Below are 13027 nucleotides of genomic sequence, written 5' to 3' on the forward strand. Positions count from 1 at the left end.
GCCGCCCGGGCACGGCGGAGGGTCCGACCGGCCCTGTTCCGCGCGCCCCGCCCAGTACGACGGTTCTTTCGAGCCTACTCACCCATCCGGCGGACGGCGCGGCGCTGTCGTGACGTCCCGCGGCGCATGCGCACCGCCGGACCCGCGGCTACCGTGATGCCATGCCCGGACCTGAGCCTCCGAGGGGGGACATCGGCCGTCGGGTGGCCGCACGACGCGAGCAGCTCGGGCTGTCCCGCGAGGAGGTCGCCCTGCGGGCGGGCTCGGCACCCGGTTACATCCAGTACCTGGAGGAGCAGACCGCCACGCCCGGCATGAGCTTCCTCCTGCGCCTCGCCGACGCCCTGGAGACCACGGTCGTCGCCCTGACCGGCGGCGCCGCGGGCCTGCCGCCGGGCGCCGGCCACGCCGCGTACCACCCGGAGCTGGTGGACCTGGGCCCGGAGGAGTGCTGGACGCTGCTCGGCACCCACGGCGTGGGCCGGGTCGCCGTGACCTCGCACGAAGGGCCCGCGATCCTGCCCGTCAACTACCTCGTCGCCGGGCGCGAGGTGGCCTTCCGTACGTCGCCCGACTCCGTACCGGCGAAGGCCGCGAGCGGCGAGGTGGCGTTCGAGGTCGACCACATCGACGACGCGTTCAGCCAGGGCTGGAGCGTCCTGGTCGTCGGCGCCGCCCGCACGGTCACGGACCCCGACGGCGTCCGCGACCTGGAGGAACACGCCTTCACGAGCCCGTGGGCGGGCGGTGAACGCGACCTGTGGGTGGCCATCGCGCCCGCCAGGGTCACCGGCCGCCGGATCCTCGTACGGCACACGCACGAGCCGCCTGATTCCTGAGCCCGTCCGGCGTTCGAGGACGGGGCCCGGGGCGGGGCCCCGGTCTCGGGAACGGGCGGGGCAGGGGAAAGACCCGACGGACACGACCTACTCGTGCGGTACGACCGCCACCGGCGCGGCCGCATGGTGGATCACCGCGTGGGCGACGTGGCCCAGGTGCGGGGCCAGCGGGACGCGCCCCCTGCGGCGCCCGATGACCAGCAGGTCGGCGCCGGCCGCGGCGTACACCAGGTGGGCGCCGGGCGCTCCGAGAACGGCCCTCTCGACGACCGGGACCTCCGGGTGCCTCTGCCGCCACGGGAGCAGCATGGCGCTCAGGTTCGCCGAGACGTGGCGGCCGATCTCGGTGCGGATGTCCGGGTCGATCACCGCCGCGTAGCCGTACGTCGCCGGCAACGACCAGCAGTGCACCACCCGCAGGGCGCAGCCCCGCAGCCGCGCCTCCGCGAACGCGAAGTCGAGCAGCTCGTCGCAGGGCTGGAAGATGTCCACCCCGAGCACCACACCGCCTTCGGCGCCGCCCTCCGTACCGCCTTCGGCACCGGCGGCCGTCGCGGCCTCGGGGCCCGCCCCCGCCTCCGCCTCCGCCGTGGCGCCGCGCCCCTCCTCCCGGCGCGCCCCACCCGCAGGCGCCTCGTCGCGCAGCGCGCGGACCAGGACCACCGGGCGGCGCGCCGAGCCCGTGACCGCAGTGCCGACCGAGCCCGCCAGGAAGCCGACCAGACCGCTCAGGCCGCGCGAACCCAGCACCAGCAGGTCCACGGCCTGTTCGCCCTCCGTCTCCGCGATGAGCACGGACGCCGCGCGGCCCACCACCCCCTCGCTGCCGACCAGCAGGTCGGGGTGGAGCTGCCGGGCCCGCGCCGCCACGTCCCGCAGCAGCGTCTCGGAGCGCTGCACCTGGATCTCCGAGTAGACGGCGGGGATCTCCGGGGCGACGGGCCACTCCCGGACATGGACCAGGCGCAGCCGCGCCCCGCGCAGCGCGGCCTCGTCGGCCGCCCAGGCAGCGGCGGCCAGGCTCTCGGGCGAGCCGTCCAGACCCGCGGTGACGATGTGCGTGCCGCTCATGGCGGAAACCTCCTGTCGGTTCCAGGGCTCCAGGGCGCCGACGCGGCCCGTCGACGCCGCTCAGCCGCCGCGTTGCCAGGCCGCCCCGGCGGCCAGCCGGTCCCGCACCCGGGCGGTCAGCTCCGCGAGCCGGGGCGACACCTCCGGGACCACCGGCTCGGGGTCGTCGATCCCGCGGGCGGCCGGCGGCAGCGCCGAGACGTCCTCGACGAACCGTGCGTGCGCGGCCGCCAGGTCGTCGGGCGGCCCGATCCTGCGGCCGTCCCGCATCACCGTGCGCAGCAGCGGCTCGGCGCCCTCCGGGCACGGCTCGTCCCACAACGCGATCACGTCCGGCCCGCCCGGCCGGCGGAAGACCTGCTTGCGGCCGGGCGCGGTCACCTTCGCAGACGACAGCTTCATCACCGGCCGGCCGTCGTACTCGACCAGCTTGTACGCCGAGTCCAGGTACGGCGCGTCCGCCGACGTGCCGACCCGCGTGCCCACCGCGTACACGTCGATCGGCGCACCGGCCCGGACCAGCGCGGCGACGCCGGACTCGTCGAGGCCCCCGCTGACGACGATCCGCACCTCCGGCAGGCCGGCCGCGTCCAGGATCGCCCGGGCCCGGCGGGCCTCGGCCGCCAGGTCGCCGCTGTCCAGCCGGATCCCGCAGCCGGGCCCACGGGCCAGGTCCCGCAGCACCCGCGCGGCCGTCGCTACGCCGGCGGCCGTGTCGTACGTGTCGACCAGGAACGTGACCGGCCCGGGGTGCGCCCGTGCGAACGCCCGGAAGGCCGTCTCCTCGTCCGGGAACGCCTGGACGTACGAGTGGGCCATCGTCCCGGACGCCGCCATGCCCAGCCGCGTCGCCGCCGCCACGTTGCTCGTGCCCGCGAAGCCCACCAGACCGCCCGCGCGCGCCGCCTGGAACCCGGCGTACGGCCCGTGCGTCCGGCGCAGCGAGAAGTCCACCACCGGGTGCCCGCCCGCGGCCAGCACGCACCGCGCCGCCTTGGACGCCACGGTCGTCTGATGGCTGACCTGGTTCAGGAGGAACGTCTCCACCAGCTGCGCCTGCGGCAGCGGCGCCGTGACCTCCAGCAGCGGCTCCCCGGCATGCACCACCCGCCCCTCGGGCACCGCCCGCACCTCCCCCCGGAACGCGGTGCCCCGCAGCGGCTCCAGGTCCGCCGGGTCCCGGTGCAGCGCCGCGGCGAAGCGCCGTACGTCGGCCGCGGTGACGCGGAACCCGGTCAAGTGGTCCAGAACGGGTTCCAGACCGGCACTGACGAGGAACCCGCGAGAACGAGGAAGCTTCCGCACGAACAGACTGAAGGTGGCCGCCCGGTCCATGCCCTCCCGGGCGTAGGACAGGGCCATCGTCACCTCGTACAGATCGGTGGTGGTGACGTCCGACATGGTGCTCGCCGCCTTTGCCGCCTCCGCCGCCTCCCCCGTACGGCCGTCCGGATCGGTGGAGCGACCACAGCGTCCAGGCGACCGACTCAGCCCCGTCAGGAGGAGACATGAACCACGAGCCGACCACGGGACCGGACCCGCACCGCGGGGCGGTCGTCGCGGGCGTCGACGGCTCGCCCGAGGCAAGGGCCGCGGTCCTGTGGGCCGCCGCCGAAGCCGGCCGGCGTGGCCTGCCGCTGCGCATCGTCCACGCCTCGGGTACCGACACTCGCACCCCCTACGCGTCGGTCGAGACCCTCGAACGCATCCGCCACGAGGGGCACGACCTGCTCGTGCGGACGGCCGACCTGGTCGCCGAGCGATTCCCCGACCTGCCCGTCACCCGCACGCTCAGCCACCGCCAGCCCGCCGCCGCGCTGCTGGACGCCGCCGGCGACGACGGCACGATCGTCGTCGGCAACCGCGGCCACGGCGGCTTCACGGCGCTGATGCTGGGCTCCGTCGGACTGGACGTCGCCAGCCGCGCCAAGGCGCCCGTCATCGTCGTCCGCGGAGACCTCGAACGCCCGCGGACGGGCACCGTCGTCGCCGCCGTCAAGGGCGAGGAGGACCACCACTGGGTCCGCCACGCCGCCCGCGCGGCACGGTGGCGGGAGGCGACCCTGCGCCTGATCACCGTGTGGAGCCCGGTCTCCCAGGTCGGCGAGGCCGTCACCATGCTCGACAACGTCGACGAGATCGCCCACGAACGCGTCCACGAACTGCACGAACTGGCCGACCGGCTGCGGGAGGAGTTCCCCGGCCTGACCGTCACCATCGAAGTCGTGAGCGGGCACTCCACCGCCGGCCGGCTCGTCGAGGCCACCGAGCAGGCGGACCTCGTCGTCGTGAGCACCCACCGCAAGCCGCTCGGCCTCGGCAGGACGCTCGGACGCGTCACCCACGCGCTGCTCCACCACGCCCACTGCCCCGTCGAGGTCGTCCCGCGCCCGAAGCACGAGGGCGATCCACTGGACCGGGACGCGGCGGACGAGGAGGTGTGACGCGCCATGGACGGACCGGCCACGGACACCCGGGACGAGCTGGTCGTCGGCGTCGACCCGCGCGACGCATCCCGCCCCGCCCTCGACTGGGCGGCCGACGAGGCCCTGCGCAGGAACCTCGCACTGCGCCTGGTGCTGGCCGTGGTCCCCGGCCGCGACCCGCGCCACGGCGCCCGCCGGCCGGACGACACCCTCCACCGGGCAGCCCTGCGCAAGGAGGGTACGGAGGCCCTGGCCGACGCCGCCGCCTGGATCGCGGACACGCACGGCGGCCTCGCCGCGACCCCCGAAATCGCCGACGGCGTCCCGGCGGCGGTGCTGTGCGCCCGCTCCGGCAGGGCCCGCATGCTGGTGCTCGGCTCCCGCCACCTGGGCCGTACGGCGGAGTTCTTCAGCACCGGCTCGGTCGCCGTCCCCGTCAGCGCGCGGGCCGAGTGCCCGGTCGTCGTCGTGGCCGAACCCGAACGCATCCCCCGCGGCCCCGCCCACCTGGTCGTGGGCATCGACGGCAGCGAGGCGTGCCGGGCCGCGCTCGCCTTCGCCCTGGAGGAGGCGAGCCTGCGCGGCGTGGCGCTCCGGGCGGTCTGGGTCTGGCCCGAGCCACCGGTCCCGGTCGCCGACACACTGGGCGCCCTGGCGGGCGACCCCGAGAGCGAGGAGTCGGCGGCCTCCCGCGAACGCCACCGCCTGCTGTCGGCGGCCGTCGCCGAGCCGGCCCGCGCCCACCCGGACGTGGAGGTCGGCGAACAGGTGCTGCGCGGCCACCCCGTGGAGGAGCTGGCCCTGGCCTCGCACGACGCGGTCGCGGTCGTCGTCGGGCGGCGCGGCCACGGCGGCTACACCGGCATGCGGCTCGGCTCGGTCGTCCACGGCCTGCTGCACCGGGCGGAGTGCCCGGTCATCACCGTCCCGTCCCAGTGAACCAACCGGCTGCCCCGGCCGCCCCCGCCGCCCCGGCTGCCCTGGTCGGCCCGGCTGCCCCGGTCGGCCCGGCTGACCCCGCTGCACCTGCTGCCCTGGTGGGCCCGGCTGCCCCGGCCGACCCTGCTGCCCCGGCTGCCCTGGTCGGCCCGGCTGCCCCGGCCGATCCAGCCGCCCCGGCCGCCCCCGCTGCCCCGGGCGCCCTGGCCGCCCCCGCTGCCCCGGGCGCCCTGGCCGCCCCCGCTGCCCCGGTCGCCCTGGTCGACCCCGCTGCCCCGGCTGCCCTGGCCGGCCCGGCTGCCCCGCCCGACCCCGCCGCCCCGGTCACCCCGGCCGACCCCACTGCCCCGGTCGCCCCGGCCGACCCCACTGCCCTGGTCGGCCCGGCTGCCCCGGCCGACCCCGCCGCCCCGGTCGCCCCGGCCGACCCCACTGCCCTGGTCGGCCCGGCTGCCCCGGCCGACCCCGCCGCCCCGGTCGCCCCGGCCGACCCCACTGCCCTGGTCGGCCCGGCTGCCCCGGCCGACCCCGCCGCCCCGGTCGCCCCGGCCGACCCCACTGCCCCGGTCGCCCCGGCCGACCCCACTGCCCTGGTCGGCCCGGCTGCCCCGGCCGACCCCGCCGCCCCGGTCGCCCCGGCCGACCCCGCCGCCCCGGCCGACCCCGCTGCCCGAGCCGACCCAGCCGCCCCGGCCGCCCCGGGCCGGTCGGTCTCCAGGTGCAGCCGGATGTCCACCACGCCCTCCACCGCCCGTACCGCGCGGGCCAGCAGCGGCACCAGCGCACGGTTCCGCAGGGGACCCCTCAGTGTCACCACGCCGTCCGCCACCGCGACCCGCACCTCGGCCGCGGCCGGCACATCGGGCAGCACCGCCTGCCGTATCTCCTCCGCGATCTCCTCGTCCGGCCGCAGGAACACCTTCAGCAGATCGCTGCGGCTGACGACACCCTCCAGCAACCCGACGCGGTCCACGACGGGCAGCCGCTTCACCCGGCGGCGCGCCATGATCCGCGCGGCCTCGGCGATGCTCGCGTCCGCGTGCACCGTGATCGCGGGCGACGACATCAGGTCCTCCGCGTACACCGCCCCCGCCTTGGCGGATTCCGTCGGCGAGAGCCGTACGCCGAGCACGTCCGGGGCGCCGTCCCGGAACTCCTCCTTGGGCAGCAGATCGGCCTCCGACACCACGCCGATCACCCGGCCCTCCCCCTCCAGCACGGGCAGTGCGCTGACCTTCCACTGCTCCATCAGGGCGACGATCTCCTTGTACGACGCGTGCCGCCCGATGGCCACCGCGGTGTGCGTCATGACATCACTCACGGTGTGGGGTGACGTGCGCATGATGCACCTCCCTGTCCGGGGCTACGGGCCCCAGGCACCGCGCCGGCGCCACTCGGGCTCGACGCGCTCCCACTCGTCCTCCCACTGCGCCATGCGCCTCCGTTCGGCGACGCGGCGCACGACCACCCGGGCACCCGCCGCCGCCCCCGCGCCCAGCAGACCGACCGTCGTGCCGGCCATGACGGCGCCCAGCCAGACGTCCGACGGGCTCATGGGCGGCTGCGTCGGCCGGCCGTACGCGTCCAGCCACACCTCCAGCCGGTCACCGCGTCCGGCGTCGGCGGGCACGAGCGTCACGCCCGTCGCCGGCCGCCCGTCGGTGCCGGTCCAGCGGACCTCCGCCCGCATCTTCTGCACGCGCCCGTCACCGTCCGCCCAGTGGCCCGGACCGCCGGACACGTCCCGCACGACCTCGGCCTGGACCGGCTGCCGGGAAGCCCGCTGCTGGTCGGCCTGTTCCACGCCCTGCCCGTAAGCGATCCAGCCGGCGAGCGCCCCGACGAGCAGCGCGCCCGCCCACAGGGCCGTACCGAGGACGAGCAGGAGCCAGCCCTCGACGACGTCGACCGGCCGCCGCAGCGGGCCGTCCCGCCACGGGTGCCGCCACTCCGCCGCGTCTGCCACTGTCCCCACCGCCTCCGTCAGGCGCCAGGTTTTCGTCCCTACTGGTCGGATCCCCCGATATGACGCCCCTCTCACCGAACTCGCCCGAAGTCTCCGGAGCCCCGCCGTTCACCCGTAGGCGGGAACGGCGCGATGTCCTGTTCTGCGCGTCGCCGGACGGGCGCACGATGGCCGGATGACCGCGCTCCTGACCTCCACCGCCTCCTGGCGCTCCCGGCTCGTGCACACCGACGCACCCGGCGAGGTGATCCTCGTACGGCTGTACGTGGGGGCCGTCTTCGCGTCCGAGGGCGTCCTCAAGTTCCTGCGGCCCGACGCTCTGGGCGCCGGCCGCTTCGACCGGGCCGGGATCCCCGCTCCCGGGTTCCTCGCGCCGCTGGACGGGGTCCTGGAGATCGCTTGCGGCCTGCTGATCCTGGCCGGACTCGCCACCCGGCTCGCGGCCGTTCCGATGGTGGTCGACATGCTGGGCGCCCTGGCCCTGACGAAGCTGCCGATCCTGTGGGGCGGGGCGCCGCTGTTCCCCGGCGAGTCCGGCTGGTGGGACTTCACGCACGCCTCGCGCACGGACCTGGCCCAGCTGTGCGGCACGCTGTTCCTGCTGGCCGTGGGGGCGGGGGCGTGGTCGCTCGACGCGTACCTCTCCCGGCACTCCCGCCTGGAGGCCGCCACGCGACCTTGAGGTCGCGGGATTCAGGTCGCGGGAGGATCGGGCGCCATCCGGGGAACCCGGAGGGCGTGCCCCGGAGAAGAGGCCCCGGGAGGCCGGGAAAGGTGCCGGTCGGCCTCTCCCCGGCAAGTGGACGAATCGTGACAATGTGACCATGTGAGTGCACTCTCGACGGAGGTGGTCGACATGGCACCAGGGATGGACGAGGACCGCCTTCTCGCCGAGATCGAACGGCTTCTCGCGCGTGAGGACCCCGCTCTCGACGAGCGCATGACGGCACTCGGCCGGCAGTTCACCGAGGGCGATGCCGCACCCGGGCCGGCGCGGCCCGCGCGGCGGGAGCGGACGGGCCGCCGGAACTGGCGCAAGGTGGTCGCGATCGCCGCGGTCGTGATCGGCCTCCTCGGGATCCTCCTCACGGCGATCCTCAGCCGGCCCGCCGACTCCGGATTCGAGCAGCCACCCCCGGCCGGCATGCCCCCGGCGGTCACCCTTCGGATCTGAGCGACCCTCCGGTCCAGCCGCGGCGCTCCTCGCGCAGCGCATCGGGCGCCCTGCGGCGCGTGTCGCCGCCGGGCGCCTCGTCGCGCGTCCGGTCGCCGAGTACCGCCTCGCGCGTCTCGCCGCCCTCGTCACCCCCATCGCCCTCCGGCAGGTCCGGCAACAGGAGCAGCAGGTCCGGCAGCCCGCACACCCGCACGTGCGGCGACAGCCGCTCCAGTATCGCGACGACCTCCGGCCGGGCGCCCGCCGAGCGCGCGGCCGCGGACAGCTCGTCCCGGCCCACCCAGCCCGACCCGAACGCCTCGCGCGTGCAGGCGCTGATTTCCCGCCGCGTCACCGTTGACATGGCTGCCCTCCGCTACCTCGTCGTCACTCACCGCGATGCTACCGTCATGCGTCCGACCCGGTGACTCTCCCGTGATGTACGGGTTAACGCACGGGGCACCGCGCCCGTCGAGTCGGTACTGTGCGCGAAATTCAGGCAATTGAGCGTCGTCGGCGCGCCGTTGACTTGCCTTCGTACTTTGCGGCTGCGTTAGATTGGTGCCGCTCGCCGCCCCTGTCGCGGCCGTACCGAACGACCCACCGCCACCACGCCGCCCACCCAGGGAGAGCCATGGCTGACGACGTCACCCGGGCCGAAATCGCCGACCACTTGGCAGGACTCTTCACCAACGGCGCGATGAACCGGAGCGATCTGCTCATCGCCGCCGCGAGCGCCCGCCCCGAAGTACGCGCGGTCCTCGAGCAGCTGCCCGACCGCCGCTACACCGAACTGCGCCAGGTCTGGGAGGACTTGCCCGCACTCCCCGTCGGCCTCTGACCGGCGCCCGACCCCGCACCCGCGGGCCCACCCGCACCGCACCCGCACGCACCGAGCACGAGAGTACGAGAGACACGACGAACATGGCCGTCTTCATGCTGCGCCTGGCCCACGGCGAGGACACCGTCATCGAAGCCGACGCCGCCGGACGCACCGCCACGGGCGAGATCGTCCTGGAACGCACCGACCAGCACGGCAAGTCGGAGCGGGTGCGCACCTTCCGCGCCGACACGGTGACCGCGGTCTTCCGCCGCGGCCCCGCCGAGGGCGGCCTCTACAGCTGGATCCCCCAGCCCCCGGACGGCACCTGGTGGTGCTACTGAGCGACACCCCGCGCCCGGTGCGCCGCCTCCGCCACGTCGCGGGCCCGCGACGGGCCGAGCCGTAGCAGGTACGCGGTCTTCCCCAGCACCGCGCGGACACAGCCGCGCGGTACGTACCACGGCTCGGCCACCCGGACCTCCGACAGCGGCGCGCTGTCGATCTCACTGCCCCGGCTGTTGAACAGCGTCAGCCGCCCCTCGGCCACCCGCACCCGGCCGGCCGTCGTCAACTGCCGCCAACCCCGCCGGATGAGGACGCCCCGTTCCTCGAATTCGCGCTTGGCCACGCTGCGCCCCCAGTCCCGCCTCGGCGGGCGCGCCCCCGCGCACCCCGCTACGCCGGCCCCTCGGGGGACCATACCCCCGCCGGACGGCGGGAATTGCCCCTTGCGACGTCCGGAATCCATCCCTCGACCGCCCCGCGCCCGCCCGATGCGGCGCCGGCCCTGCTCCGCGGCCCGGCACGGCGCGTCGCGGCCCCGCAGGTGGAGCAGCCGGGAGACCAGGGCGGCTACGCCCGATGCATACCCGCCCCCGGACGCGGGGGAGGGGCCGTGGGCGATCGCGGGACCAGCCGCGATGCCGGCCCGGGGCGACTCGTGCGCGATGCGTGACCGGCCCTCGCGCGGCAAGCTCGTACGGGGAGCGTACGTCGACTCGGGCGCCTCGCGGGCCGTGCAGTGTTAGAAATGAGCGTGGTCAACTTTTTCGACCGGTTCCGAGGCGCGTCGGTCCGGTCACTGGCCGAAAGGCGTCCACGGAGCGTCGCGGGGCAGGTGTTCGTCCTGCAGGTGACGCTCGTCGTGCTGCTGGTCCTCGGAGCCGTCCTCGCCCTGCTGCTGCAGTCGCGCTACGACGGCGACCGCGAGGCCCGCAGCCGGTCGATCGCCGTCGCGCAGTCCGTCGCCCATTCGCCCGGCCTGCTGGAGGCGCTGGAGCAGCCCGACCCCGCCAAGGTGCTCCAGCCGTTCGCGGAGACCACCCGCAAGAAGGCGGGCGTCGACTTCATCGTCGTCATGGACACCAACGGCATCCGCTACAGCCACCCCCTGCCCGAGCGGATCGGCAAACGCTTCGTCGGCACCATCGAGCCGTCCCTCGCCGGACGCGTCCACACCGAGCACGTCGCGGGCCCCCTCGGCGACGAGGTCCAGGCCGTCGTGCCCGTGACCACCCCCGACGGGCAGGTCGTCGCCCTCGTCTCCGCCGGACTGAAGGTCAAGAACGTCACGGGTGTCGTCAACCGCCAGCTCCCCGTCATCCTCGGCATCAGCGCCGCCGGCCTCGGCGTGGCCACCGCCGGGACGGCGCTCGTCACGCGCCGGCTCCGCCGCCAGACCCACGGCCTCGGCCCCGCCGAGATGACCCGGGTGTACGAGCACCACGACGCCGTCCTGCACGCCGTCCGCGAGGGCGTCGTCATCGTCGGCGGTGACGGCCGCCTCGTCCTCGCCAACGACGAGGCCGTACGGCTCCTGAAGCTGCCGCCCCGGGCCGAGGGCCGGCTCGTCGAGGAGCTGCCGGGCCTCGACCCGCGCGTGGCGGAGCTGCTCACCTCCGGCCGCCTCGCCACCGACGAGGTCGTCCCCGCGGCCGACCGGCTCCTCGCCGTCAACCAGCGCCCCACCGACCCGTACGGCGGACCGGCCGGCACCGTCGTCACCATCCGCGACACCACCGAGCTGAGCGCCCTCAGCGGACGCGCCGAGGTGGCCCGCAAACGGCTCAACCTGCTGTACGACGCGGGCGTCGGCATCGGCACCACCCTCGACGTCGTCCGCACCGCCGAGGAACTGGCCGAGGTCGCCGTGCCGCGCTTCGCCGACTTCGTCACCATCGACCTCGCCGATCCCGTCCTGCGCGGCGAGGAGCCCTCCGGACGGAACAGCGACATGCGCCGCACTGCCTCCCGGGGCATCCGCGACGACCACCCCCTCTACCCGGCCGGGCGCATGATCGAGTTCGTGCCCTCCTCGCCCCAGGCACGCGGATACGGCAGCGGCCGCGCCGAACTGGTGCCGGACCTGTCCGACGCCCCCGGCTGGCACGCCCAGGACCCCGAGCGGGCGGCCGCCATCGTCGCGTACGGCATCCACTCGCTGATCGCCGTGCCGCTCAAGGCCCGGGGCGTGGTGCTGGGCGTCGCGAACTTCTGGCGCATGGAGAAGCCCGAGCCGTTCGAGGACGAGGACGTGGCCGTGGCGGAGGAGCTGGTCGCCCGGGCCGCCGTCGCCATCGACAACGCCCGCCGCTACACCCGTGAGCACGCCCTCGCCGTCACCCTCCAGCGCAGCCTCCTGCCCCGCGCCCTGCCCGAGCAGAGCGCCCTGGAGGTCGCCCACCGCTACCTGCCCGCCCAGTCCGGCGTCGGCGGCGACTGGTTCGACGTCATCCCGCTGCCCGGCAGCCGTGTCGCCCTCGTCGTCGGCGACGTCGTCGGCCACGGCCTGCACGCCGCCGCCACCATGGGCCGCCTGCGCACCGCGGTGCACAACTTCTCCACCCTCGACCTGCCGCCCGACGAACTCCTCGGCCGCCTCGACGACCTGGTGGGCCGCATCGACCAGGACGAGGCCGGGCTGAACGGCGAAGCCGGGATGACCGGTGCGACCTGCCTGTACGCCGTGTACGACCCGGTGTCCCGGCGCTGCGCCCTCGCCCGCGCGGGGCACCCGCTGCCCGCCGTCGTCGAGCCCGACGGGCAGGTCGCGTTCCCCGACCTGCCGGCGGGACCGCCGCTGGGCCTGGGCGGCATACCGTACGAGACGACCGAACTGGAGCTGGCCGAGGGCAGCCAGCTCGTCTTCTACACGGACGGGCTCGTCGAGGACCGCACCCGCGACATCGACGTCGGCCTGGAACTGCTGCGGCAGGCCCTCGCCCACCCCGACCGCACGCCCGAGGAGAGCTGCAAGGCGGTGCTGGAGGCACTGCTGCCGGCCCACCCCAAGGACGACGTGGCCCTGCTGGTCGCCCGGACGCGCACGCTGGGAGGCGACCGGATCGCCGACTGGGACGTGCCGTTCCACCCGGGCGCGGTGGCCGGTGTGCGGGCCGCCGCCGTGGCCCAGCTCGACGCGTGGGGACTGTCCGAGCTGTCCTTCGCCACCGAGCTGGTCCTCAGCGAGCTGATCACCAACGCCATCCGCTACGGAGCCGCCCCCGTGCATGTGCGGCTGCTCCACGACCGTGGCGTGACCTGCGAGGTCGCCGACAGCAGCAGCACCTCACCGCACCTGCGGTACGCCGCGACGACCGACGAGGGCGGCCGCGGGCTGTTCCTCGTCGCGCAGCTCTCCGAGCGGTGGGGCACCCGCTACACCGCCCACGGCAAGGTCATCTGGGCCGAGCTCCCCCCGACCGGCGGCACCTCGTCGGCGGAGCGGGACGGGGCGCTGCTCCTCGACGCCTTCGACGTGGACCCCATCTGAGACCCGGGCCGAGACCCCGGCGCTACGCTGACCGC

Annotated in this window: 13 protein-coding genes and 1 pseudogene; 8 read left to right on the forward strand and 6 right to left on the reverse strand. The window is 75.5% G+C overall.

All coding sequences use genetic code 11. From position 1 onward, the window contains the following. Positions 1-161 precede the first annotated feature (161 nt). The gene (locus tag ABEB09_RS30750; protein ID WP_345693184.1) at positions 162-839 is read left to right on the forward strand and encodes a helix-turn-helix domain-containing protein; all 678 of its coding nucleotides are present in this window, start codon (positions 162-164) and stop codon (positions 837-839) included. 87 nt (positions 840-926) lie between these two features. Here ABEB09_RS30750 and ABEB09_RS30755 read toward each other — a convergent pair whose 3' ends face one another. Together ABEB09_RS30755 and ABEB09_RS30760 are read right to left on the reverse strand one after the other, a co-directional pair. Beyond that, positions 927-1910 (reverse strand): universal stress protein, encoded by a 984-nt coding sequence (locus tag ABEB09_RS30755; RefSeq protein WP_345693185.1) that lies wholly within the window; start codon positions 1908-1910, stop codon positions 927-929. A gap of 60 nt (positions 1911-1970) precedes the next feature. Then, complete coding sequence (locus tag ABEB09_RS30760) at positions 1971-3311, reverse strand: nicotinate phosphoribosyltransferase (RefSeq protein ID WP_345693186.1); 1341 nt, start codon at positions 3309-3311, stop codon at positions 1971-1973. Positions 3312-3418: 107 nt separating this feature from the next. On the opposite strand from ABEB09_RS30760, the gene ABEB09_RS30765 reads away from it, so the two are divergent. Continuing rightward, positions 3419-4354: a universal stress protein gene (locus tag ABEB09_RS30765; RefSeq protein WP_345693187.1), complete on the forward strand. Its 936-nt coding sequence runs from the start codon at positions 3419-3421 to the stop codon at positions 4352-4354. A 6-nt stretch (positions 4355-4360) separates the two neighbouring features. Next, a complete protein-coding gene (locus ABEB09_RS30770) occupies positions 4361-5275 on the forward strand; it encodes a universal stress protein (RefSeq protein WP_345693188.1) in 915 nt (304 codons plus the stop codon). A 706-nt stretch (positions 5276-5981) separates the two neighbouring features. Here the strand turns inward: ABEB09_RS30770 and ABEB09_RS30775 are convergent. Beyond that, a pseudogene (locus ABEB09_RS30775) lies at positions 5982-6617 on the reverse strand (CBS domain-containing protein); the annotation flags it as partial. 21 nt (positions 6618-6638) lie between these two features. Further along, the gene (locus ABEB09_RS30780; RefSeq protein WP_345693189.1) at positions 6639-7250 is read right to left on the reverse strand and encodes an Rv1733c family protein; all 612 of its coding nucleotides are present in this window, start codon (positions 7248-7250) and stop codon (positions 6639-6641) included. A gap of 166 nt (positions 7251-7416) precedes the next feature. On the opposite strand from ABEB09_RS30780, the gene ABEB09_RS30785 reads away from it, so the two are divergent. Continuing rightward, positions 7417-7923 (forward strand): DoxX family protein, encoded by a 507-nt coding sequence (locus ABEB09_RS30785; protein ID WP_345693190.1) that lies wholly within the window; start codon positions 7417-7419, stop codon positions 7921-7923. A 174-nt stretch (positions 7924-8097) separates the two neighbouring features. Further along, on the forward strand, positions 8098-8415 hold the full coding sequence (locus tag ABEB09_RS30790; RefSeq protein ID WP_345693191.1) for a DUF3040 domain-containing protein: 318 nt from the start codon (positions 8098-8100) through the stop codon (positions 8413-8415). On the opposite strand, the gene ABEB09_RS30795 is transcribed toward ABEB09_RS30790, so the two are convergent. Further along, positions 8399-8761 (reverse strand): hypothetical protein, encoded by a 363-nt coding sequence (locus ABEB09_RS30795; RefSeq protein ID WP_345693192.1) that lies wholly within the window; start codon positions 8759-8761, stop codon positions 8399-8401. The genes ABEB09_RS30790 and ABEB09_RS30795 overlap by 17 nt on opposite strands. Before the next feature lie 270 nt (positions 8762-9031). Between ABEB09_RS30795 and ABEB09_RS30800 the strand changes: the two genes are divergently transcribed. Next, complete coding sequence (locus ABEB09_RS30800; RefSeq protein WP_345693193.1) at positions 9032-9238, forward strand: hypothetical protein; 207 nt, start codon at positions 9032-9034, stop codon at positions 9236-9238. 83 nt (positions 9239-9321) lie between these two features. Next, positions 9322-9561, forward strand: a complete 240-nt coding sequence (locus ABEB09_RS30805) for a hypothetical protein (protein ID WP_345693194.1) — start codon at positions 9322-9324, stop codon at positions 9559-9561. Here ABEB09_RS30805 and ABEB09_RS30810 read toward each other — a convergent pair. Then, the gene (locus tag ABEB09_RS30810; protein WP_345693195.1) at positions 9555-9848 is read right to left on the reverse strand and encodes a hypothetical protein; all 294 of its coding nucleotides are present in this window, start codon (positions 9846-9848) and stop codon (positions 9555-9557) included. The two genes, ABEB09_RS30805 and ABEB09_RS30810, sit on opposite strands and share 7 nt — an antisense overlap. Positions 9849-10250: 402 nt before the next feature. Between ABEB09_RS30810 and ABEB09_RS30815 the strand changes: the two genes are divergently transcribed. Beyond that, complete coding sequence (locus tag ABEB09_RS30815) at positions 10251-12992, forward strand: SpoIIE family protein phosphatase (RefSeq protein WP_345693196.1); 2742 nt, start codon at positions 10251-10253, stop codon at positions 12990-12992. Positions 12993-13027: the final 35 nt, after the last annotated feature.

The sequence above is a fragment of the Streptomyces coeruleoprunus genome (assembly GCF_039542925.1).
Lineage (GTDB): Bacteria > Actinomycetota > Actinomycetes > Streptomycetales > Streptomycetaceae > Streptomyces > Streptomyces coeruleoprunus.

Excerpts from the sequence above, each read along its gene's own strand:
- ABEB09_RS30785 (WP_345693190.1), top strand. The coding sequence starts at position 7,417 with ATGACCGCGCTCCTGACCTCCACCGCCTCCTGGCGCTCCCGGCTCGTG.
- ABEB09_RS30805 (WP_345693194.1), top strand. The coding sequence starts at position 9,322 with ATGGCCGTCTTCATGCTGCGCCTGGCCCACGGCGAGGACACCGTCATC.
- ABEB09_RS30770 (WP_345693188.1), top strand. The coding sequence starts at position 4,361 with ATGGACGGACCGGCCACGGACACCCGGGACGAGCTGGTCGTCGGCGTC.
- ABEB09_RS30755 (WP_345693185.1), bottom strand. The coding sequence starts at position 1,910 with ATGAGCGGCACGCACATCGTCACCGCGGGTCTGGACGGCTCGCCCGAG.
- ABEB09_RS30760 (WP_345693186.1), bottom strand. The coding sequence starts at position 3,311 with ATGTCGGACGTCACCACCACCGATCTGTACGAGGTGACGATGGCCCTG.
- ABEB09_RS30815 (WP_345693196.1), top strand. The coding sequence starts at position 10,251 with ATGAGCGTGGTCAACTTTTTCGACCGGTTCCGAGGCGCGTCGGTCCGG.
- ABEB09_RS30795 (WP_345693192.1), bottom strand. The coding sequence starts at position 8,761 with ATGTCAACGGTGACGCGGCGGGAAATCAGCGCCTGCACGCGCGAGGCG.
- ABEB09_RS30750 (WP_345693184.1), top strand. The coding sequence starts at position 162 with ATGCCCGGACCTGAGCCTCCGAGGGGGGACATCGGCCGTCGGGTGGCC.
- ABEB09_RS30765 (WP_345693187.1), top strand. The coding sequence starts at position 3,419 with ATGAACCACGAGCCGACCACGGGACCGGACCCGCACCGCGGGGCGGTC.
- ABEB09_RS30790 (WP_345693191.1), top strand. The coding sequence starts at position 8,098 with ATGGCACCAGGGATGGACGAGGACCGCCTTCTCGCCGAGATCGAACGG.
- ABEB09_RS30800 (WP_345693193.1), top strand. The coding sequence starts at position 9,032 with ATGGCTGACGACGTCACCCGGGCCGAAATCGCCGACCACTTGGCAGGA.